The organism is Pseudomonas profundi (genome assembly GCF_008638305.1).
Taxonomy (GTDB): domain Bacteria; phylum Pseudomonadota; class Gammaproteobacteria; order Pseudomonadales; family Pseudomonadaceae; genus Halopseudomonas; species Halopseudomonas profundi.
This window is the reverse complement of sequence record NZ_VTPZ01000008.1, coordinates 20,648-41,201: the sequence shown is the minus strand read 5'-3', so window position 1 is coordinate 41,201 and position 20,554 is coordinate 20,648. Positions and strand designations below refer to the sequence as shown.

The window sequence follows — 20,554 nt, the reverse complement described above, 5'->3', positions numbered from 1 at the left end:
CAACCGGAAGGAAATATGAAAAGAATCATAGCAACTGCAACCTTGAGTTTTGCGCTGTTCGGAAATTACGCCGCCCAGGCTGAGGACTTCAGCTATAGCGAAGAAAACGCCTTCATGGCGACCATCGCGAGTACGCCGCCGCAGCAGGCGGCGCCCGTTCCCGCAGAAGTCGATGTTCAACAGGACGATTTGTCCGTTCGGGTGTTGCCCGATCGGACCCTCCCGCCCATTCTTTCCGGTTTCCATGAGCTGGATTTCAGGCTAGCGTGGCAGGACCAACCGGCTCCCTTGATGTTCCTGATTGCCGGCACGGGTTCCGGTTTCGATACTGCCCGCATGGACTATCTGAAGCGGGTTTTCTGGCAAGCCGGCATGCATGTGATTGTGCTGTCCTCGCCGACAAATCATGACTTCATAGCCGCCGCATCGCGTTCCGGCTTGCCCGGTCTCGGTCGGCGCGACGCACGTGATTTGCATACCGCCATGTCCATGGCTGTCGAGGAAGCCCGCGAAACCAAGGGCATCGAAATCACCGAATACCATATGGCCGGCTTCAGCCTCGGCGCCCTGAATGCGGCGTTTGTAGGGGAACTGGATCAGCAGCTTGGCCAGTTCGATTTCTCTAAAATCGTGCTGCTGAACCCGCCCGTCGACCTCTACACCTCGGTCACGCGCCTCGACGCCTTGCCCTATACCCGCGTTGAAGGCGTAGACGGCACCGACAGTTTCTACGAGCACATCTTCGATAAGCTTTCGCGCTATTACGCCAGGCGCGGCACTATCGATGTTCAGGCCGGGCTGTTTGCCGACATCCAGGCCTCGGACGACGCCCTGACCGATGCCGAGCTGGCCATGCTGATCGGCGCGGTGTTCCGCTTCGCCGCGGCTGATCTGAGCTTTATGTCGGATGTGATTACCCAGGGCGGCCTTTACGTCCCGGTCGACCAGAAGCTCAAGGTCAGTACCTCGCTGACGCCTTACCTGCGCCAGGCACTGTTCTGCAATTTCAGGTGCTACATGGAGACCCAGCTGTATCCCGACTGGCAAACACGCAACGCTGAACAGAGCATCGAAGACATGTCGCAGGAATCCAGCCTGCGCAGCATTGAAGACTATCTGCGGGACAATTCCGATATCGCCGTGGTGACCAATGCTGACGACTTCATTCTCACCCGCGAGGATTATCAATACCTTGTGCAGCTATTTGGCGAACGGGCATTCCTGTATCCACGTGGCGGACATGGCGGCAATCTTCAACACAAGGACGTCGTGGCGCGCATTCTTTCCTTCGTGGAGGGCACCCCTAATGAATAAGTTAGCAACTGCGGGTGTACTCGCCCTTTTGGCTACCACCGGCGTTCAGGCTCAGCCCACCGAAGCGCCGCAATACCATGATCCGCTGGACAGTCTGGAGATCAATCGCGAAGCCACCGAATACCAGTTCGAACGCTCAAGCCTGCGCGCGCTGGAGGTGCAGGACCCTATCGAAGGGTTCAACCGTCGAGTCTATCGCTTCAATGCGCGCTTCGATGAGTATGTGTACCTGCCGGTCGTTCGAGGATATGTGTGGGCAACGCCGCGCTTCGTTCGCACCGGCGTTTCGAACGTTTTCAGCAACCTGGGTGATGTGTCTAATCTGGCCAACAGTCTTGCGCAGGGTCGTATTCAGAAAAGCGCGCGCACCACATCAAGATTGCTGCTGAACACGACGCTCGGCGTTCTGGGAATTTTCGATGTAGCCAAGGCAATGGGGCTGCCCCAGGAATCAGAGGATTTTGGCCAGACACTGGGGACCTATGGCGTACCGCCCGGCCCTTATCTGGTCATCCCTTTCCTCGGACCCTCTTCCCTGCGTGACGGCACGGGGCGTCTGGGAGACTGGGCCATTCAGGATGAGGTTGATTTCCTCAATAACCGCGAGCACAAGAACGAACACAAGTGGCCCTACGGTCTGCAGGCCGTCGATCTGCGCTACCGGACGCCCTTCCGCTATGGTGCGCTGGACAGCCCCTTCGAGTACGACCAGGTTCGCTATCTGTATACCAAGTTGCGCGAGCTGCAGATCAGTCAGTAGGGCCAGGTTGCGCCGGTGCGCCGGCGCAGCCTGTTAATCCCAGCCGGACCTCCAGAATACTGCCCTTCCACCGCCCAAACCGCCGCAGAAAACCAACCAACAACCCAGCTTGGCCCTTCCAGCTTCAAGCTTCTAGCCTCCATCTTTTGGCCCTACCCCACCCGAAAGATGATGTGATCCTCCCAATCATCCTCATCCACCGCGTCCTCAGCCAGCATCCGCCCCGCCTGCGAGATGCCAACCTTGTGTACCGCCTGGCGATCACCACACACCAGATGATGCCACGGCGGCAGATCATCGCCCTCGGCTACCAGTCGGTACCCACAGGTCGGCGGCAGCCAGCCGAAGTCCTTGGCATCCCTGGGCGTTAACTGAATGCAATCCGGCACCTGCTTGCGCCGGTTCGCGTAGTCACTGCACTGACAACTTTCCCGATCCAGCAGCTTGCACGCGACGCGGGTGTAATAGATTGCGGCGGGGTCGTCCTCGTCCTCCAGCTTCTGCAAACAACACAGACCGCAGCCGTCACACAGAGATTCCCATTCCTGCTGATCCATCTCGGCAAGCGTCTTGCGCTTCCAGAAGTCTCTTACGCGCTGCGCCATGTCTCAGGCCTCCTCGCCGATCACATCGGACAACCACCGCATCAGCTGCTCGAAACTCACCGGCCAATCGAGTTCGTCGCCTGTGTCTTCGCGCTTGAGCACAGGGATACGCAGCTGGTAACGCTCCATCAACGCCGGGTCCTCGGTGATATCCACCTCGTTAACCCGCACGCCGTTGCCTGCAAAGGGCTGCAACAGTGCAGCCGCAGCCTCGCATAGATGACAGGCGGTGGTGCCGTACAGAGTAATGGTCAGCGCAGAGGACATGACGGATCCGGGGTTTATGGCAAAGCCGGCTATTCTACTCCGGATTGCCGGCGCGCTAAATCCCGACCGACGCTTGGCAGTCCCACGGTCATGTCACATACTCCGGGCAAATACGGGGAGAACGGAATGGATTGGGAAACACTGCTGTGCCGGGAACGCCTCGGCAAACCGGTTGCAAGCTCTGATGAACTGGGGCGTACGCCCTTTCACAAGGACCATGACCGGGTCATTTTCTCTGGTGCCTTTCGCCGGCTCGGCAAGAAAACCCAGGTCCATCCGGTCTCCAGCAATGACCATATTCATACACGTCTGACCCACAGCCTGGAAGTCGGCTGTGTCGGTCGCTCACTCGGCATGCGCGTAGCCGAAATGCTGCGCAGCGAGTTGCCCGAATGGTGTGAACCCGCAGACATCGGCGTCATTGTCCAGGCTGCCTGCCTGGCGCACGATATCGGTAACCCGCCCTACGGACACTCCGGAGAGGATGCGATCCGGCACTGGTTCCATCAGGCCGCGGCTCAGGGCTGGCTGGATCCGCTGACCGACGCGCAGAAACTGGATTTTCTGAACTTCGAGGGCAATGCCCAGGGATTTCGCGTGCTGACGCAACTGGAATATCACCAGTTCGAGGGTGGCATGCGACTGACCTACGCCACGCTCGGCGCCTATCTGAAGTATCCGTGGACCTCGCGTTACGCGGACAGTCCCGGGTACAAAAAACACAAGTTCGGCTGCTATCAGGGCGAGTTCGCGCTGCTCGAACAAATCGCCGCCAAGCTCGGCCTGCCCGCCCAGGACGAGCACAGCTGGGCGCGGCATCCGTTGGTGTATCTGGTCGAGGCAGCAGACGATATCTGCTACGCACTCATCGACCTGGAGGACGGCCTCGAAATGGAGTTGCTGGCGTATTCCGAAGTAGAGGGGCTGCTGCTGGATCTGGTCGGCGACGACCTGCCGGAGACCTACCGCCTGCTCGGCCCTAAGGATTCAACCCGCCGCAAACTGGCGATACTGCGCGGCAAGGCCATCGAGCATCTGGTCAATGCAGCCGCCGAAGCCTTCGTTGATCAGCAACCCGCCCTGCTCGCTGGCGAATTGCCCGGCGACCTGGTTGAGCACATGCCCGCCAAGGCGCGCCATTGCGTTCTGGAAGCCAAGAGCATCGCGCGCAGGAAGATATTTCAGGACAAGCGCAAGACGCTGCATGAGATTGGTGCCTACAGCACCCTGGAAACGCTGCTCGACGCCTTCTGCGGCGCCGTCAACGAGCTGCACACTGGCGCGCATCTTAGCTTCAAGCATGAGCGCATCCTCGATCTGATGGGCAACAACGCGCCACGTCAGGATTGGGACCTGTACAGCAGCTATATGCGGGTCATCGATTTCATCGCCGGGATGACCGATTCATATGCAGCGGATATCGCGGCGCGGATCCGAGGGATCAATCCGGGGTAGCTGGCGGCAAACCCGGGAAATCCCCCCTAGCCCCCCTTTTTCAAAGTGGGGAACTTGATCGTGCCAGCCGGGCAGATATGTGTCTGAGCGAGACCTGTGCGGCCGGCAATTATGAAAACCTGCAACCGCTCAAATCAACCCCAACAGAAAAGCTGCTGAAGGGATCTCTGAGGACGGCAACGGACACTAGCCACTGGCAATAACTAAATCGTCCCCGACAAAAAACTGCTGACAAATCTGTCGATACGGCAGCGACCAAGCACAGGCGATAACCAAACCCGCAGCCGCGCGAACCAGTTCCCCTTTGACAAAGGGGGCTAGGGGGATTCGGGTTTGCCCGGTTTACGCTCAGCGTACTGGTTCTCCGTCCTGAGCCGCTGCAGCAGCTGATCAACCAGTACCAGATGCGCAGTGATCGCATGGGTAGCAGACTGGAAGTAGGTTGCCGCGCGCAGCGTTTTATCCTCTTCGGCTGCCAGCATCCGGTCCACAAGCTCGAGCAATCGGTCCAGACAATCTTCGGCCTCCTGCACTTGGGTTGCCATCTCCTGGCGTAACTGCGGGTCGGCGTGCAGTTGTGCGAGCGGAAGATAAGCCTGGCCTGCAATCCGTATACGCAGCGCCTCCAGCTCAGTGCGCAGCGCTGAATCACTTCCGCGACGTACGATGATGCCCGTGCCGATTGCGCGGGCCTGGCCCAGTAGCTCGGTGTGCTCGAGCAACTGCAGCCAACACCCGACAGGCTGCGTGGCGAGACCGCCGAGGCATTCGAGGTCATGCCGATCTGCGATGCCCCTGATGACTTCGAGCAATAGCGCCAGCATCCGATTGTGCAAACGCAGGCCAGCTTCTGCACTGATCTCATGTTCCTGTGCGCTTTCAATCTGTACCCACTGAGCCAACGCCTGCCGCCAGCCCGGATAGCATTGGAAGCTGCGCTCATGCACTCGACAACGTTCCAGTTGAGCGGAAATTTCCTGGTGGACTGCCCAGCGTCGCGCCTGCCAACTGGCCTCGCCCGACATTTCGCCAAAGCTTAACCCGCGATGCTGCTGCACCAGCTCCAGCAACTGCCGCAGGCAAGCTATACGCTCGAGTTCATGCACGCAGGCCTGGCCGCGCTCGTGCAGACGCTTACGACGCGACCGCACGAGCAACGAAACTGCCAGAAGAATCAGGAGAGCGAGCGCAACAGTACCGAGGAACATGTTTGCGCTCCCGGGAGGGCTCAGGACGCGTTCGGTGTTTCCGAACGACCAGAGAGTAACTCGATGCGGTAACCGTCCGGATCCTCGACGAAGGCCAGCACGCTGGTGCCATGCTTCATCGGGCCCGGCTCGCGGACGATCTTGCCGCCGGCTTCGCGGATCTGCTCACAGGCCTTATAGACATCATGCACTTCGATAGCGATATGCCCGTAACCGGTACCCAGCACGTAATGATCGGTGTCCCAGTTGTGGGTGAGTTCGAGAACGGCATTCTCTGCTTCGTTGCCATAACCGACAAAGGCCAGAGTGAATCGACCTTCGGGAACATCCTTGCGACGCAGCAGCGTCATACCCAGCACCTCGGTGTAGAAGGCAATGGATTTGTCGAGGTTACCGACGCGAAGCATGGTGTGTAAGATGCGCATAGAATCTCCTTCGGAGCCTCGCTAAAGGCTTAGGGCTGGAAAGCTTGAAGCTGGAAGACAACCTTCGTGCCAGCACGGCTATCATCCTCCAGCCTACAGCCTCAAGCAGTGTTTACGGCTTTACAGTAATTTACGGCCCTTGCCAGCAGCGATACGCATGCGCAGCGCATTCAGCTTGATGAAGCCGGCTGCATCAGCCTGATCATAGGCACCAGCGTCGTCCTCGAAGGTGGCGATGGCAGCATCGAACAGCGAGTCGTCAGATTTGCGGCCGGTAACGATGACGTTACCCTTGTAGAGCTTCAGACGCACTACACCGTTCACGTGGAGCTGCGATGCATCAATCATCTGCTGCATCATGACGCGCTCAGGGCTCCACCAGAAACCGTTGTAGATCAGCTCGGCATACTTGGGCATCAGGCTGTCTTTTAGGTGGGCAACTTCGCGGTCCAGGCAGATGGACTCGATCGCACGGTGCCCCTTGAGCATGATGGTGCCGCCGGGAGTTTCGTAGCAGCCGCGGGATTTCATGCCGACAAAACGGTTCTCGACGATATCCAGACGACCGATGCCGTTTTCGCCGCCAACCTTGTTCAGGTAGGCCAGCACTTCGGCCGGGCTCATCTGTTTGCCATCAATGGCGACGATGTCACCCTTGCTGTAGGTCAGTTCGATGTAGGTCGGAGTATCCGGCGCGGCTTCTGGCGACTTGGTCCAGCGCCACATGTCTTCTTCGTGCTCGGCCCAGGTATCTTCCAGCACGCCACCTTCATAGGAAATGTGCAGCAGGTTGGCATCCATCGAGTAAGGCGATTTCTTCTTGCCGTGGCGCTCGATCGGAATGTCGTGCTTGGCTGCATAATCCATGAGTTTTTCTCGGGACAACAGATCCCATTCGCGCCAGGGAGCGATAACCTTGACGCCGGGCTTGAGGGCATAGGCGCCGAGCTCAAAACGCACCTGATCGTTGCCCTTGCCGGTAGCGCCATGGGAAATGGCGTCTGCGCCCGTTTCATTGGCGATTTCGATAAGACGCTTGGCGATCAGCGGTCGGGCAATGGAGGTGCCCAGCAGGTACTCACCTTCGTAAACGGTGTTGGCGCGGAACATGGGGAACACGAAATCACGCACGAACTCTTCGCGCAGGTCATCAATGTAGATTTCCTTGACGCCCATGGCCTGGGCCTTGGCGCGGGCCGGCTCGACCTCTTCGCCCTGGCCGAGATCGGCTGTGAAGGTAACCACTTCGCAATCGTGAGTGTCCTGCAACCACTTGAGAATTACCGACGTATCCAGTCCGCCCGAATAGGCCAGGACGACTTTTTTCACATCAGTCATTACGCGCTCCCTTGAAGGTTCATTTCCGTCGCCGCTGAGAGCGCCGGTCAAAGGCGCTATTCTAGCGCCCGGCAGCGAGGAATCACAGCGCGGATGCCGATCAAAGCACCATGACCGCCAGCCAGCCGAAGGCAATCAGTGGCAGGTTGTAATGCAGGAAGGTCGGCACCACGGTGTCCCATATGTGGTTGTGCTGGCCATCCACGTTGAGACCGGCGGTCGGCCCCAGCGTTGAATCCGACGCTGGCGAGCCCGCATCACCCAGGGCCGCGGCTGTACCGACCAGCGCGACAATCGCCAGCGGGCTGAAACCCAGCTGCAACGCCAGCGGCACGTAGATGGCCGCAATGATGGGAATGGTCGAGAATGAAGAGCCGATACCCAGGGTGATCAGCAGCCCGACCAGCAACATCAGCAGCGTCGCCAGCCCCTTGCTGTTACCGATCATGTCAGCGGAGCTCGCCACCAGCGTCTCGATCGAACCGGTGGCACGCATGACTTCGGCAAAGCCGGCCGCAGCAATCATGATGAAGCCAATCATCGCCATCATTTTCATGCCTTCGGTGAAGACATCGTCCGCTTCACGCCAGCGCACCACGCCGGACACGGAAAAAATCACAAAGCCGGTAAGCGCACCAATAATCATCGAATCAAGCAGCAACTGCACAACGAAGGCAGCGGCCACAGCAAGCAGAGCGACAACCAGCGAAAGCGGGTTATAGCTTACGCTCTCCCCGCCGGCTTGCTCGATCCGCGAGACGTCGTAGCTGCGCGGGCGGCGGTAACTGATGAAGATTGCCACCAGCAAGCCACACAACATGCCCAGCGCCGGCAAGCCCATCGCCTGCATGACGTTGACCTCGCTGACATCGGCGCCGCTCTCGGTGAGATTGGCCAGCAGGATGTCATTCAGAAATATCCCGCCGAAACCCACAGGTAGAAACATATAAGGGGTGATCAGACCAAAGGTCAGCACGCAGGCCACCAGCCGGCGGTCCAGATTCAGCCTGGCCATGACCATCAGCAGTGGCGGGACCAGCAGCGGAATGAAGGCGATATGGATCGGGAGTATGTTCTGGGATGATAACGCCACCGCCAGAATGACACCCAGCAACATGATCTTGAGCAGACCGTGGCCCGCTTCGTTGCGCTGGTTGATCATGCCCAGTGCGCGGTCAGCCAGTGCATGGGCGAGACCGGATTTGGCGATCGCCACAGCGAAGGCGCCGAGCAATGCGTAACTCAGGGCCACGTTGGCGCCTTTGCCCAGACCGTTCTGGAAAGCTTCCAGCGTTGCCTCAAGCCCCAGCCCGCCCACCAGCCCGCCGGTTACCGCCCCGAGGATGAGTGCGACTACTACGTGCACCCTGCACAAGCTCAGCACCAGCATCACTGCAACAGCTACGACTACGGCATTCATCGTTGGAGTTCCTGTATTTGATTGCAGACTGCCAGACCGGCGCTGGCTGAAGGGCGCGTACTCTGCCGCATAGCCCCAATGCTGTCAAAAAATGACCCCCTAGGTGTTATTTGCGCCATACCCTACCAAAGTCTAATTCCCGCCAGCGAATCAGTGGATCCGTCCCGAGCCAACACGCAAGCGCTCAAGAACAGTGCCTGACGACAACATCTGTACTAACGCCTGCATTCGCAAGAGACAGCCCTATCCAGGGATTCGACCAAGGTCTTACGGTCGGGATGCCAAACGCGTGCTTTATTGAGTGGCGCCGCCGGCTGATGCCGGTTCGCTACCATCCATCAGGAGAATAATAATGAAAAAGCTTGGTAAACCCGGTGCGCTGGCTGCTGCCGTCGCCCTTTCGCTCACCCTGCCTACCTCTCCGGGAGCGCATGCCTCCCCCTTCGTTGACGATGCCAGCGGCTCGCTGCAACTGCGCAACTTCTATTTCAATCGGGATTTTCGCGATACCGGTGCACGTCCACAGGCCGAAGAGTGGGCCCAAGGCTTTATTTTCCGCGGCAAGTCCGGCTATAGCCACGGCGACCAGGGGCTGGGGCTGGACGTTCACGCGGCGCTTGGTCTGAAGCTGGCGTCAGATGATGACCACGCCGGCACCGCGTTGCTTCCCAGCGCACTGGGGGACGAAGGTCCAGGCAGTTACAGCCATATCACCTTCACTGCCAAAGCCAAGATATCCGAGACCGAACTCAAAGTAGGTGGGCTGACCCCGTCTATCCCTGTGTTGCAGGCCAGCGACATACGTTTGCTGCCCCAGACCTACACCGGCGCGGCGCTGACGATGAACGAGATCAGCGGCCTGGCGCTACAGGCAGCGCAGCTACGCGAATTCAATCAGATGAACAGCACCAATCGCGAAGACATGATCGCCAACATTGGCGGCACATCTGACCGCTTCAACTATTTCGGCGGGGCCTATACTTTTCCCGCCCAGTCCCCCGACTCCACCACGCTGGGTCTGTGGCGGGGTGATCTGGATGGTGTCTACGACCAGAACATGATCAACCTGCTGCATAACGTGACGCTCGGCAACTGGAAGCTGGGTGCCAACCTTGCCTACTTCGACAGCGACATCGAAGCCGGCAGCACCGACAACAAGATGAAATCCGTGATGCTCTCGGCCGGTACCGGTGCGCATACCTTCCGGCTCGGCTATCAGCATAGCGATGGCGACTCCGCGTTCCCCTACATAGCGCTGAGTAACCCCTATGTCGCCAACTACATCCAGATTCTGGATTTCGGCCGCCCCGATGAGAAGTCCTGGCAGGCCCGCTATGATCTGGATTTCGCCACGCTCGGCGTACCCGGCCTCAAGGGTCTGGTGCGCTATGTCAGCGGCGACAATATCGATATCGCTGGCGCAGACAAGGAATGGGAACGGGATATCGACTTCACCTACACCATCCAGAGCGGCGCTCTGAAGAACGTTTCGATTCAATGGCGTAACGCGATGGTGCGCTCCGACGTAGCCGGCGCCATAGATGAGAACCGCCTGATCCTCAACTACACCATCGCGCTGCGGTAAGCGAATCCTGGGGGTGTAGCGCGCCTGTGCTACGCCAGCCTTGGTACCGCAACCCACCCCGTCGGCGAGTCCGGACGCGGCCCTAGGCGCTCACCACCCCCAGGACGGCAAGTCCGGGCCAGCCTGGGGGTGTAGCGCGCCCGCGCTACGCCAGGTCTGGCTACCGCACCCAACCTATCGACTCAACGCCCCCAAAGCTGCGCCTGTAGCCCCTCGACGTGTAATATTACGGTCCAATCGTTTTCCCGGCATGCACAGAGACTTAACGCTTTCATGGTCGCCATCCACATTCCCTCCCCCGCACTGACACTCCGGGCCGGCCATAGCGCCATCGATCACATCCGCCAGAACGGACTACAACCTGCGGACGTGCACATGATTCCCGGTGCCGCAGGCGGGCCCAAGGCGTTGGGTATCCAGGGGCTGGACCTGGCGCTCTTTGGAGACTGGCTTCCGCGCACCGATCAGCCACGCAGTCTGATCGGCGCCTCGATTGGCAGCTGGCGGTTCGCTGCGGCCTGTCTGCCGGACCCGGTTGCCGGCTTGAAGCGACTGGGGGAGCTCTATACCACGCAGCGGTTTCCCCGGGGCATCAGCGTTGCAGAAATCAGCCTGCGTTGCGGCGTAATGCTCGATGACCTGCTCGGCGATCAATTCGAGCAAATGTTGCGCAACCCGCTCTACTATTTGAATGTAGTGGTGGTCAGAAGCCTGGGGCTGATGCAGCACGACTCCCGTTCTCGCCTCGGGCTTGGCTTGAGCGGGGTGATAGGCGCCAACCTGTTGGGTCGCCGCTTCCTCAAGCACTACTTTGAACGAGTCATTCTGCATGACCCGCGCTTGCAGCCACCGCTTGCCGAGCTGCTCGACTTCACCAGCAGTCACGTCCACCTGAGCGCCGCTAATATGCGTCAGGCCTTGCTTGCATCGGGTTCGATTCCGATGGTGATGGAGGCCGTGCGTGACATTCCCGGTATGGCAGCTGGCGCCTACCGGGACGGTGGGCTGCTGGACTATCACCTGGATTTGCCCTACCAGGCACCCGGAGTGGTGTTTTATCCACACTTCGTTGACCGGGTTGTACCCGGCTGGTTCGACAAGACGCTGCCCTGGCGGCGCGGTAACCTCCAGCAGCTGAAGGATGTTCTGTTGATAGCGCCGTCACGTGAATATCTCGCTTCCCTGCCCTACGGCAAGTTACCGGATCGCAAGGACTTCACCCGGTTTCTCGATGATGACGCGGCCCGGGAAAAATATTGGCGCACGGCAATGGCAGAAAGCGCTCGTCTGGGCGATGAGTTTCTCGAGCTAGTTGATAGCGGTCGGCTGATCGACCGCATCCAGCCGCTATAGATGCTGCAATTCATCAGGTTACCCAGGCCCAGCCGCTCGGCGCTCGACGACGGTCTCATTCTAGTGCGCCTGGCGGTGCTCTACGGTGGCCTTGGTTTGCTGAGCCATTATGTCGCGGCATGGATCATGCGTTTCGTCGGCAGCCAGTTTCATATCGATACCCAGTTTCTGATGCTGGATGCGCTCTTCGCGGCATCCGTCATGCTCGGCAGCCTGTTTATTGCCTGGCTATTGCAACCCGACTCGCCGCTGCGCTGGTTGTTTGGCTCGCACCTGAATGTGCGCGGCGTGCTGCTGGCGATACTGGGTGCGGCGATCATGGTCTATGCCGCCGACCCGCTTGCTGGCTGGTTCGATCTGCGTTTACCCGATAGCGTATTGCTCCCGGAAGACGGAGCCAGGCCGCAGGCGGTGACGCCATTGCTCGAGCTGACCGGTGGTAGGTTGCTGGCGGCGCTGGTGCTCGCGGTGCTCTGGGTGCCAGCGGCTGAAGAATTCATCTTCCGCGGGTGGCTGCTCAAGGCCATGGCGCGGACCCGTCCAGGCATGCTGATCGCCTTGCCGGCTTCGACTCTGATTTTTGCGCTACTGCACGGCTTCTACAGTCCCGGTGGCGTTCTGGTCATTGGTTTGCTGGGGCTGTTTCTGGGCTGGCTGCGCTGGCGTTATGACCAGCTCTGGCTATGCGTACTGGCACATGCGGTGTACAACGGGTTGACCCTGTTGCTGGTGTCGATCCAGTGAATGCCTCCGTCTTTCCATGTCCGCTGTGCAATGCGCCGACCTCGCTTTACTGTACTGATCGACGGCGCGTCTATCATCACTGTTTCGTCTGCGGTCTGGTGCATGTTCCGCGCGAGTACCACATCGGTACCCAGGCCGAACGTGCGATCTACGATCTGCATCAAAACGATACTCATGAGCCTGGCTACCGCCGCTTTCTGTCACGCCTGGCCGAGCCGTTGCTGGCTCGACTGGCACCCGGTAGCGAAGGTCTGGATTTTGGCTGTGGTCCTGCCCCGGCGCTTGCCGCCATGCTGGAAGATCAGGGCCATCGTGTTGCCCTGCACGACATCTACTATCATCCGGCGCCTGAGCGGCTAGAGCAGCAATGGGATTTCATCACAGCCACTGAAGTTGTCGAGCACCTGGCACGGCCGGCGTGCGAGCTGGATCCATTGTGGCAATGCCTGAAACCGGGCGGCTGGCTCGCGATCATGACCAAGCGCGTGCGCGACCAGCACGCATTCCAGAGCTGGCATTACAAGAATGACCTGACGCATATCAGCTTCTTCAGCGATCAGACCTTTGAATGGCTGGCTGAGCGCTGGGGCGCGGAGTTGGAGATCGTAGGCGCGGATGTCGTAATGCTGCGCAAACACGCGCATTAACGGTTCAAGTCGTAGCGATCAGTCCAGTACGCGACGGGAGCCACTGAACCAGCGCTGCCAATGACTGGCTTGCAAACTGTCGACGCGTACATGCCCACCCGTGCTAGGAGCATGCAGGAACCGACCGTCGCCGACGTATATCCCGGCATGGTTGACCTTGCGGCCCTGCATGGAAAACAGCACCAGATCGCCAGGCTGTAACGGAGCGGATTTCTGTGCGGGTAATGCGCTGAGCCCGGAGGTCGTGCGGGGCAGGCTGACGCCCGCCGATTCGCGATAAACGTAGTTGATAAGCCCACTGCAATCGAATCCCGTCTCAGGAGACATGCCGCCATAGCGATAAGGCGTACCGAGCAGACTGAATGCGTGGAAAATCACGTCGTCATACGCCTGCCCTGAGGGTGCAGGCGGGGCCGGGCTAACATTGGGGGCATGGGTTTTTGGCGCGCTGGAGCAGCCCACCAGTACCACCGCCGCAGCAAGTATCATCAAACCCGGTAAACGCATGGAGCAGTCTCGATAGCCGATCATGGGCGTAACACTGCCCTGCCATCACAAACCGGTCAAGATCAATGGTTCACGGTGTGGCCCAACATCACAGATAGCTGACACATGGGTCTGCCACTTTCAGCGTGCCACTGATTGAACGCGTCCTGGGTAGCCGCCAGGTCACGCTGGCTGCTCGGTACCTTATCGACCACACCCTGCGCCTTGAGCGCCGCGACCACATCATTGCTGGGTACGAAAGTATCCTTGCCGAGCATGCGCAAATAGCGCGGTGCCGATAATCCGCCCATCTGGTTGCCACGCCGGGCAATCAATCGCCACAGCCCGGTGATGTCGCTGACCGGCCAATCGGCAATGAAGTTGCCCATCGAACCCTGTTCGGCACTGATATCGAGGATCATCTGGGCGTTGCGCGGCACACTGCGGAGCTTGCCGAGATGCCGTATCAGCCGGGTGTCCTGCATCATCCGCTCAATATGCTCGGCGCCCATCAATACGACCTTTTCCGGATCGAACCCGAAGAACGCTTGTTCGAAGGCCGGCCACTTGGCATCGACCAGGCTGTGTTTCAGACCTGCGCGGAATACACGCAGCGCCAGGGTCGACAGATAGCGGTCGTTGCTCAGCTGACGCAGCTGCTTGTCACTTGCCGGCACCGGCAATCGCGCCTCCAGCGCAGTACGCGAGCCGAAGCGGTTCAGGCAATACTCTTCCAGCCAGGTATAACTGCGCAGTTCAGGCATCAGACGTTCATGACATTGAGAAAACGTGGGGTGGCCTGATCGTCAATCTTCAAGCTGGCGAAGTCGAACAATTTGGCATCGGCCAGCTGGGAAGGATGCACATGACGCAGCGAGCGGAAGATGCTTTCAATCCGGCCGGGGTTTTCCCGCTCCCAGGTCTGCAGCATTTGCTTGACGACTTTGCGCTGCAGGTTTTCCTGTGAACCACAGAGATTGCACGGAATGATCGGAAATTCGCGCAGCCGTGAGTAAGCCTCGATGTCCTTCTCGCTGCAGTACGCCAGCGGCCGGATCACCACATTGCGACCATCATCCGACAGCAGCTTCGGCGGCATTGCCTTGAGCGTGCCACCGTAGAACATGTTCAGAAAGAAGGTTTCGACGATATCGTCGCGATGATGCCCGAGGGCCACGCGCGTTGCGCCGATCTCATCGGCAAAGGTGTAAAGATTGCCGCGCCGCAGACGCGAGCACAGCGAGCAGGTGGTCTTACCCTCCGGCACCTTCTCCTTGACGATGGAATAGGTGTCGCGCTCGAGGATATGGTACGGCACGCCAACCTGATCAAGGTAAGCCGGGAGAACGTCTTCCGGAAAACCCGGCTGCTTCTGATCAAGGTTCACCGCGACCAGCTCAAAACGGATAGGCGCGACCTTCTGCAGATGCAGCAGCATGTCCAGCATCGTATAGCTGTCCTTGCCGCCGGACAGACACACCATGATCTTGTCGCCCTCCTCGATCATGCCGTAGTCGGTAACGGCTTCGGCAGCGAGGCGGCGCAGACGTTTCTGCAGTTTGTTCTGGTTGACGCTCAGGGTGGACATGACAGCGGAATCCGGAAGGAGATAAAGCCGGCTATTTTACCCACAAATACTGCGCCATAAAAACAACGCCCCCTGACGACCGGACGGCCGTCAGGGGGCGTTTTGCATCCGGAGCCTGTCTGGCGTCTCGCAATGAGACACCAGACAAGCCCTGGTTAGCGCAGGTAAACCGGACCGATGCCGAAGCCCCAGAAAATCACGGCTGTCGCCATCATCGCGACCAGCACTACCAGGCCAACGGCCAGAATGGAGCTGGAGAAAAGGAAGCCTTCCTCAGGCGGGATGTCCATGAAGATAGGGATACCCTGGTACAGCAGATACGTAGTGTAAGCGACCGCGGCGGTACCGACCGTCATCAGTAGCCACAGGTTTGGATACAAGGCACATAAGCCCGCCAGGAACAACGGCGTTGCGGTATAGGCGGCAAACACCAGGCAGTCGCTCAGCGTCGGACTGGAGTCGTAGGTGCGCGCCATCCAGTGTATGAAGGCACCCATCACCACTACGCCTGCCAGCAAGGCGATATAGGACAGTATGGTCATGTAGAGCGCGCTTGCCTGCGTTAACTTGACCGCATCCACGGTGCCTATCGACCAACCCACCTGCGTAGTGCCAATGTAGGCCGATACGACTGGAATCGCGGCGAGGACAAGAACGTGGACAAGGTACATCGGGCCGATGGTGCGTTCCTCGCCCTTGATTTCTTTCCATTCCTGATCAGGGTGGGTGAACAATCCCATGACGTGTTGGATCATCGTGCGGCTCCTCGATTTATTATTCATTCCTGTCGTCTACGGCTTGGCCGGCGGCAGGTGCGAGGCTGTGACAGTATGTCGCAGCCCTTGCCTTGACTATAGTCAAAAAGCGTTCGGAAAAAAGCAGGACGATTAGAGAGTTTGGCGACTTCAAACGGCCGGGTAATAGCGTTTCAGAATTAAAAAAGCTTCATTGATGCGCTGAACAAGCTGTGTGTCGCCCCCGCGATCGGGGTGGTGAGCGCTCATCAGGGTGCGATAGCGCTGCCTGATCTGCGAGAAGCTGGAGGGAGCTTCCAGATCGAAAAGCGCCAGTGCCTGTTCAACCTCGCCATCCAGAGCAGTCGGCTGTCGGGACCAGAATGTATCCAGTAGCCTCTGTACTTCATCCGCGTTGGTAGCGGCCCATTGCTGCCAGTCCAGATAGTACGTACGTAGTGGATCGGCCACCCTCAGGCCCGGGCGGGACACCGTGACGGGTACAATAGCGATTCGCATTGCGCCGATTTGCAATTGCAATCCAGCGGGGTTCAGCGCATCGGACAACCGATACAATTTATGGAATAGCAGGAAGTGCATCCGGAACAATTGCAATGGATCGCTGAAAACGCCCGGTATGGCAAAGACCGACTGCGGAAAATCCGCGGCCAGGCGTTTGATCAACCCATGCTCGTCCACGCCTTCCGGAGCGGATTCCAGAACGGAGAGCAGATGTTGATCGAACCCGGCGGGCAGCAGATCTTCGGGTGTGACAGTCATGGCGGCATTCTAGCACCGCCCATCCATTACCGTTGCCCGGATGCGCATCCCGGCAACAGGATTCAGCCTCCTCTGCCCGCCGCGGCTTCTGCAGGGTCCTGCACTTCTGCTCCCGACTGCCGGGGATGTTCAGCCTCTGAGGGGTGCACCTGATCTTCCAGCGCCAGCTCGAGCATGGCATCGGTTGAGTGCACCATAGGCACGAAATGCGCCGGTTCCTCGACGATACGGTCGCTGGACTTGCGCGCCTGAAAGAACGCATACAGGGAGCAAGCCGCGAACAGCACCACAAAGAACAGTGGCAGCGCACTCGGCGCGGTCACGCCCATCAGAAAGCCGGCCAATGCCGGCCCAAAAGCCGAACCAACGCCGTTAAGCATCAGCAACGCGGAGTTCCCCGAGAGAATCTCATCGTGGTGCAGGTGGTCGATCAGATGCGCAACAAGAGTGGGATACACCGCGAAGGCACCGGCACCGAATACGGCCGCCGCGACGAGCAACATCTGCATGGACGAAGCGAACACTAGCATCAACAACCCGCCCACCGCCGCGATGCCGGTGACGATAGCCAGCGCCTGTCTTCTGTCGATCCGGTCCGAAAGCAATCCCAGCGGCCACTGCATGAACATGCCCCCGAGAATGGTAAGTGACATGAAGCTTGCGACCGCTGCTGCATCCATCCCCAGCCGGCTCACATACACAGCGCCCAACCCCCAGAAACCGCCCATGGCCAACCCGGCCAGCAGCGATCCCGAGACCGCAACAGGCGCAGCGGCCCACAGGCGCTTCAGTGACAGCGCGGGTGTCTGGGAGATTTTCGGTTGTGGCAGGCGCGTCGCGGTAACCGGCAGGATGGCAGCCATCAGGAATATTGCCGCGACGGCAAACAGCACCGCTCCGACAGGGTTGCCGAATCGCAGTAATTGTTGAGACGCGGCAAGCGCCCCGAGGTTGACGACCATGTACACCGCGAAAACCTGGCTTCGACGCTCGGAGGGCGCCTCGGAGTTCAGCCAGCTTTCGACCACCGTGTAGATGCCCACCAGCACTATCCCGGTCAGCACGCGCAGCACGAACCAGAAGGCCGCGTCGACAATCAACACATGCAGCAAGATGAACGCTGCAGTCGCTGCGGCGCAGAACGCAAAGGCGCGGATGTGCCCCATGCGCCGGATGAGTTTGGGGCATACCCAGGTGCCAATAATGAAGCCGGCGTAATAGGCAGAACCCAGCAACCCCAGCGTCTGATCACTGAAGCCTTCGGCACTGCCGCGCAGGGGCAGCAATGTATTCAACAGCCCGGTGCCCATGAGCAGCAGGCCAATCCCCGACAAAAGCGCCCCAATGGGCAACAGTATTGGAATCATGGATCCGTTTCCCCCTTCCGGTTCCAGACAGCATTTCCCAGCCTGTTGTAAAAGCTGAACTGAACTGCAGTGAGCCAGACAAACCTTCGGCTGCCGCAGCTGGTGGTGTGTTTTTCAGGACTCGCGAGCGTCTTGCTACGTACCGGGCACCGGCAATGGCGCGCTGGAATCGATCATGCGAGCAAAAAACTCAAACCTGCGATCGCTTGCTGAACGGCGAAGGCCCGGCCCGCCTGAGCGCTGCCGCTTCGCTTACCGCTCAAGTCAGGTTCGACACTTCTGAGCCGGTGCGTTCCCTGACATAGCTGATACCTGCCCATCTATACTTGAAACAGAGGAGACAACCGCAGGAGCTGGTCATAGAGGGTCGACTTGGTTAGGGTCGGCTGAAATGCACCGATGTTTTCCGTTCAGATGAGAGTTTCGATGGCCCAAAAACAATTGCTCATTGTCGCCCACGCCCCTTCCGCCAACACCCGCCAGCTGGCCGAAGCTGTATTGCGCGGCGCACAGAATCCCGATATCGAAGACGTTGAGGCGCGCTGGATCCCGCCGCTGGAAGCCACGCCTGAAGACGTCCTTTCCGCCGACGGGATTATTCTCGGCACGACCGAGAATCTGGGCTACATGAGCGGTGCCCTGAAGGATTTCTTCGACCGTTGTTATTACCCCGTTCTGGAGAAAAAACAGGGGCTCCCCTGCGCCTTGTACATTCGCGCCGGCCTGGACGGCACAGGAACCCGGCGCGCCGTGGAAAGCATCGTCACCGGGTTACGCTGGAACTGGGCCCGGGATCCGCTCACATTCAAAGGTGAATGGCGAAGCGACTTCGCAACGGATGCGGAAGAACTCGGCCTGTACATGGCCGCAGGCCTGGAGAGCGGGATTTTCTAGTGCGCTCACCCCAATGTGTGTACAGCCCGTGCCGCTTCGGTTTTATAATGGACTAATGAAGTCTCTTACCGAAGCAGTCGAACAGGCATACCAGCGCGCAGAGCAACGTCTGGGCAGGGAATTCGTGCGCCCGCGCGTGACGCTGGACCTGCGTGGACAACGTGCCGGGGTCGCCTACCTGGGGCGCAACCTGCTGCGTTTCAACGAGCGCATGTACCGGGACAATCGGGAGGACTTCCTGCTGCAAACCGTCCCCCACGAAGTCGCGCATCTGGTTGCGCACGCCCTGCATGGCGGCAATATCCGCCCCCATGGCATCGAGTGGCAGACCCTGATGATTGAGGTGTTCGGATTGGAGCCGAAACGCTGTCACGACTATGCCGTTCCTGAGCGCCGCCGCACCCATTACTACTACCAGTGCGGCTGCCCTACTCCCATATCCTTCACCCCCCAACGCCATGCCTGGGTAGGCCGCGGCAGGCGTTATCAATGTCGGCGCTGCGGTGATCTGTTGAAATTTACAGGTAAGCTGCAGTTTGCTTGAGGGGAAGCGGTTGCTGTAAAGACAGACGGAATCCACGCATAGCTACTATGCAAAGGGTTCAACGCCGCGGCTATTGTCGCTGAATGCGCAAGGCATACCAGAGTCGGTATAAGCCGGGGTGAAGCAGGCTTTTATAACGGCGGCGCCTCATTAGCCCGGCGCAGCAGCTGGATATAGGGCCGCAACGAATACCCGAGCTGCGGTTCCAGTTGGTCAGCCCAGTTCAGCATCGCGACGCGGTCGAGACCCAGCGTGCCACTTGCAGGTACGAACAACAGGATATTGCCCTCTTCCACTGCCACCTGCAGATACTGATCTCCGAACAGGTCCTCCAGCAACCGCGAAGCATAGGGCTGGCCGGTTTCCCCCATCTGCCATTGATTGATCACCATCACTCCACCCGGCCGCAGCGTACGGTGGCACGCCTGAAAGAAATCCTTCTGCATTTGCAGACGCGAAATCCCACCCTCCATATACAAGTCCATGAACAACAGTTCACAACTTGACGGTGCTGATCTGACGTAGGACTCAGCGCACCCAATGCCCACGTAAAACCGGTCATCCTGAGTCAATCCCAGCCAGCGACTTGCCAGCTCTACTACCGCTGGGCGAAGTTCGATCGCGGTCAGCTTTTCAGTCCTGAAATGCTCTATCAGGCAGTTCGCCAACGCGCCGCCGCCCAGTCCCAGGATCAGCGTGTCGCGCGGCGTCGGCTGCCAGAAACAGCCCAGCAGCATAGCGCGCGTGTAGTCATATTCGAGCCATGCAGGCTCCGCAACGAAAGTGCAGCTCTGCTCGGTCTGCTCACCAAAATACAGAAATCGGTAACCCTCAGCTTCGGTAACTCGAAGCTGGCCGTAATCATCGCGGAGTTTCTCCAGAAGTACTTCTTCATCGTTCATCAGCAGGCGCCTCAAACAGCGATAGAGTCGCTTGGCAAAAGGTTCGGAATGTCTTTCAGGCATGGCTGAGGTTACCACTGCAGGGATGCTTTAACACTGACGAGACCTCTGGATGATCAGGACCACGAGCGGCGCCGG

22 protein-coding genes are annotated in these 20,554 nt (G+C 59.1%); 9 read left to right on the top strand and 13 right to left on the bottom strand.

The window, feature by feature from the left end:
* Positions 1–15 precede the first annotated feature (15 nt).
* Positions 16–1,314, top strand: coding sequence for an alpha/beta fold hydrolase family protein (locus FZE95_RS11925; RefSeq protein ID WP_150301093.1), 1,299 nt, complete (start codon positions 16–18; stop codon positions 1,312–1,314).
* Entirely contained in the window at positions 1,307–2,074 is a 768-nt protein-coding gene (locus FZE95_RS11920; RefSeq protein ID WP_150301092.1) for an MlaA family lipoprotein, read from the top strand. Before FZE95_RS11925 ends, FZE95_RS11920 begins: the two co-directional genes overlap by 8 nt.
* A 152-nt stretch (positions 2,075–2,226) precedes the next feature.
* Here the strand turns inward: FZE95_RS11920 and FZE95_RS11915 are convergent, their stop codons facing one another.
* Together FZE95_RS11915 and FZE95_RS11910 are read right to left on the bottom strand one after the other, a co-directional pair.
* Positions 2,227–2,679, bottom strand: coding sequence for a YcgN family cysteine cluster protein (locus FZE95_RS11915; protein WP_150301091.1), 453 nt, complete (start codon positions 2,677–2,679; stop codon positions 2,227–2,229).
* 3 nt (positions 2,680–2,682) lie between these two features.
* Entirely contained in the window at positions 2,683–2,946 is a 264-nt protein-coding gene (locus FZE95_RS11910) for a glutaredoxin family protein (RefSeq protein WP_150301090.1), read from the bottom strand.
* Between the two features lie 126 nt (positions 2,947–3,072).
* On the opposite strand from FZE95_RS11910, the gene FZE95_RS11905 reads away from it, so the two are divergent.
* Positions 3,073–4,401 carry a deoxyguanosinetriphosphate triphosphohydrolase gene (locus FZE95_RS11905; protein WP_150301089.1) on the top strand — a complete coding sequence of 443 codons (1,329 nt, stop codon included), beginning with the start codon at positions 3,073–3,075 and terminating at the stop codon, positions 4,399–4,401.
* A gap of 317 nt (positions 4,402–4,718) precedes the next feature.
* Here FZE95_RS11905 and FZE95_RS11900 read toward each other — a convergent pair whose 3' ends face one another.
* The 4 genes from FZE95_RS11900 to FZE95_RS11885 form a co-directional block, all read right to left on the bottom strand.
* Positions 4,719–5,609, bottom strand: a complete 891-nt coding sequence (locus FZE95_RS11900; protein WP_150301088.1) for a nitrate- and nitrite sensing domain-containing protein — start codon at positions 5,607–5,609, stop codon at positions 4,719–4,721.
* A 20-nt stretch (positions 5,610–5,629) separates the two neighbouring features.
* Entirely contained in the window at positions 5,630–6,034 is a 405-nt protein-coding gene (gene gloA / locus FZE95_RS11895; protein WP_150301087.1) for a lactoylglutathione lyase, read from the bottom strand.
* 120 nt (positions 6,035–6,154) lie between these two features.
* Positions 6,155–7,372 (bottom strand): argininosuccinate synthase, encoded by a 1,218-nt coding sequence (locus FZE95_RS11890; RefSeq protein WP_150301086.1) that lies wholly within the window; start codon positions 7,370–7,372, stop codon positions 6,155–6,157.
* A 100-nt stretch (positions 7,373–7,472) separates the two neighbouring features.
* The gene (locus FZE95_RS11885; RefSeq protein WP_150301085.1) at positions 7,473–8,792 is read right to left on the bottom strand and encodes a Na+/H+ antiporter family protein; all 1,320 of its coding nucleotides are present in this window, start codon (positions 8,790–8,792) and stop codon (positions 7,473–7,475) included.
* Positions 8,793–9,144: 352 nt separating this feature from the next.
* Here FZE95_RS11885 and FZE95_RS11880 point away from each other — a divergent pair, with 352 nt between their 5' ends.
* The 4 genes from FZE95_RS11880 (at position 9,145) to FZE95_RS11865 (ending at position 13,121) form a co-directional block, all read left to right on the top strand.
* Complete coding sequence (locus FZE95_RS11880; RefSeq protein WP_150301084.1) at positions 9,145–10,377, top strand: OprD family porin; 1,233 nt, start codon at positions 9,145–9,147, stop codon at positions 10,375–10,377.
* A 273-nt stretch (positions 10,378–10,650) separates the two neighbouring features.
* Positions 10,651–11,730 carry a patatin-like phospholipase domain-containing protein gene (locus tag FZE95_RS11875; RefSeq protein WP_150301083.1) on the top strand — a complete coding sequence of 360 codons (1,080 nt, stop codon included), beginning with the start codon at positions 10,651–10,653 and terminating at the stop codon, positions 11,728–11,730.
* Positions 11,731–12,474, top strand: a complete 744-nt coding sequence (locus tag FZE95_RS11870) for a CPBP family intramembrane glutamic endopeptidase (protein WP_150301082.1) — start codon at positions 11,731–11,733, stop codon at positions 12,472–12,474. It begins immediately after the preceding gene.
* Complete coding sequence (locus FZE95_RS11865; protein WP_223825046.1) at positions 12,471–13,121, top strand: class I SAM-dependent methyltransferase; 651 nt, start codon at positions 12,471–12,473, stop codon at positions 13,119–13,121. Before FZE95_RS11870 ends, FZE95_RS11865 begins: the two co-directional genes overlap by 4 nt.
* Positions 13,122–13,139: 18 nt before the next feature.
* Here FZE95_RS11865 and FZE95_RS11860 read toward each other — a convergent pair whose 3' ends face one another.
* From FZE95_RS11860 to FZE95_RS11835, 6 genes are all read right to left on the bottom strand, one after another.
* On the bottom strand, positions 13,140–13,628 hold the full coding sequence (locus tag FZE95_RS11860; RefSeq protein ID WP_150301080.1) for a C40 family peptidase: 489 nt from the start codon (positions 13,626–13,628) through the stop codon (positions 13,140–13,142).
* A gap of 62 nt (positions 13,629–13,690) precedes the next feature.
* Positions 13,691–14,362: a DNA-3-methyladenine glycosylase I gene (locus FZE95_RS11855; protein WP_150301234.1), complete on the bottom strand. Its 672-nt coding sequence runs from the start codon at positions 14,360–14,362 to the stop codon at positions 13,691–13,693.
* Between the two features lie 8 nt (positions 14,363–14,370).
* Positions 14,371–15,195 (bottom strand): tRNA 2-thiocytidine(32) synthetase TtcA, encoded by an 825-nt coding sequence (ttcA, locus tag FZE95_RS11850; RefSeq protein ID WP_150301079.1) that lies wholly within the window; start codon positions 15,193–15,195, stop codon positions 14,371–14,373.
* 155 nt (positions 15,196–15,350) lie between these two features.
* A complete protein-coding gene (locus FZE95_RS11845; protein ID WP_150301078.1) occupies positions 15,351–15,950 on the bottom strand; it encodes a Yip1 family protein in 600 nt (199 codons plus the stop codon).
* 150 nt (positions 15,951–16,100) lie between these two features.
* Positions 16,101–16,709 carry a DNA-J related domain-containing protein gene (locus FZE95_RS11840; protein WP_150301077.1) on the bottom strand — a complete coding sequence of 203 codons (609 nt, stop codon included), beginning with the start codon at positions 16,707–16,709 and terminating at the stop codon, positions 16,101–16,103.
* 62 nt (positions 16,710–16,771) lie between these two features.
* The gene (locus FZE95_RS11835; RefSeq protein WP_150301076.1) at positions 16,772–18,076 is read right to left on the bottom strand and encodes an MFS transporter; all 1,305 of its coding nucleotides are present in this window, start codon (positions 18,074–18,076) and stop codon (positions 16,772–16,774) included.
* A gap of 426 nt (positions 18,077–18,502) precedes the next feature.
* Between FZE95_RS11835 and FZE95_RS11830 the strand changes: the two genes are divergently transcribed.
* Together FZE95_RS11830 and FZE95_RS11825 are read left to right on the top strand one after the other, a co-directional pair.
* Complete coding sequence (locus tag FZE95_RS11830) at positions 18,503–18,970, top strand: flavodoxin family protein (RefSeq protein ID WP_150301075.1); 468 nt, start codon at positions 18,503–18,505, stop codon at positions 18,968–18,970.
* Between the two features lie 55 nt (positions 18,971–19,025).
* On the top strand, positions 19,026–19,514 hold the full coding sequence (locus FZE95_RS11825) for a SprT-like domain-containing protein (protein ID WP_150301074.1): 489 nt from the start codon (positions 19,026–19,028) through the stop codon (positions 19,512–19,514).
* Positions 19,515–19,645: 131 nt separating this feature from the next.
* Here the strand turns inward: FZE95_RS11825 and FZE95_RS11820 are convergent, their stop codons facing one another.
* Positions 19,646–20,416 (bottom strand): spermine/spermidine synthase domain-containing protein, encoded by a 771-nt coding sequence (locus tag FZE95_RS11820; protein ID WP_150301073.1) that lies wholly within the window; start codon positions 20,414–20,416, stop codon positions 19,646–19,648.
* Positions 20,417–20,554 lie beyond the last annotated feature (138 nt).

Bases quoted from the DNA above. Each gene is read 5' to 3' on its own strand.
- FZE95_RS11820 (WP_150301073.1), bottom strand. From the start codon at position 20,416: ATGAACGATGAAGAAGTACTTCTGGAGAAACTCCGCGATGATTACGGC.
- FZE95_RS11880 (WP_150301084.1), top strand. From the start codon at position 9,145: ATGAAAAAGCTTGGTAAACCCGGTGCGCTGGCTGCTGCCGTCGCCCTT.
- FZE95_RS11830 (WP_150301075.1), top strand. From the start codon at position 18,503: ATGGCCCAAAAACAATTGCTCATTGTCGCCCACGCCCCTTCCGCCAAC.
- FZE95_RS11840 (WP_150301077.1), bottom strand. From the start codon at position 16,709: ATGACTGTCACACCCGAAGATCTGCTGCCCGCCGGGTTCGATCAACAT.
- FZE95_RS11900 (WP_150301088.1), bottom strand. From the start codon at position 5,609: ATGTTCCTCGGTACTGTTGCGCTCGCTCTCCTGATTCTTCTGGCAGTT.
- FZE95_RS11905 (WP_150301089.1), top strand. From the start codon at position 3,073: ATGGATTGGGAAACACTGCTGTGCCGGGAACGCCTCGGCAAACCGGTT.
- FZE95_RS11825 (WP_150301074.1), top strand. From the start codon at position 19,026: ATGAAGTCTCTTACCGAAGCAGTCGAACAGGCATACCAGCGCGCAGAG.
- FZE95_RS11915 (WP_150301091.1), bottom strand. From the start codon at position 2,679: ATGGCGCAGCGCGTAAGAGACTTCTGGAAGCGCAAGACGCTTGCCGAG.
- gloA (WP_150301087.1), bottom strand. From the start codon at position 6,034: ATGCGCATCTTACACACCATGCTTCGCGTCGGTAACCTCGACAAATCC.
- FZE95_RS11920 (WP_150301092.1), top strand. From the start codon at position 1,307: ATGAATAAGTTAGCAACTGCGGGTGTACTCGCCCTTTTGGCTACCACC.
- ttcA (WP_150301079.1), bottom strand. From the start codon at position 15,195: ATGTCCACCCTGAGCGTCAACCAGAACAAACTGCAGAAACGTCTGCGC.
- FZE95_RS11835 (WP_150301076.1), bottom strand. From the start codon at position 18,076: ATGATTCCAATACTGTTGCCCATTGGGGCGCTTTTGTCGGGGATTGGC.
- FZE95_RS11885 (WP_150301085.1), bottom strand. From the start codon at position 8,792: ATGAATGCCGTAGTCGTAGCTGTTGCAGTGATGCTGGTGCTGAGCTTG.
- FZE95_RS11890 (WP_150301086.1), bottom strand. From the start codon at position 7,372: ATGACTGATGTGAAAAAAGTCGTCCTGGCCTATTCGGGCGGACTGGAT.
- FZE95_RS11910 (WP_150301090.1), bottom strand. From the start codon at position 2,946: ATGTCCTCTGCGCTGACCATTACTCTGTACGGCACCACCGCCTGTCAT.
- FZE95_RS11845 (WP_150301078.1), bottom strand. From the start codon at position 15,950: ATGATCCAACACGTCATGGGATTGTTCACCCACCCTGATCAGGAATGG.
- FZE95_RS11925 (WP_150301093.1), top strand. From the start codon at position 16: ATGAAAAGAATCATAGCAACTGCAACCTTGAGTTTTGCGCTGTTCGGA.
- FZE95_RS11870 (WP_150301082.1), top strand. From the start codon at position 11,731: ATGCTGCAATTCATCAGGTTACCCAGGCCCAGCCGCTCGGCGCTCGAC.
- FZE95_RS11860 (WP_150301080.1), bottom strand. From the start codon at position 13,628: ATGCGTTTACCGGGTTTGATGATACTTGCTGCGGCGGTGGTACTGGTG.
- FZE95_RS11875 (WP_150301083.1), top strand. From the start codon at position 10,651: ATGGTCGCCATCCACATTCCCTCCCCCGCACTGACACTCCGGGCCGGC.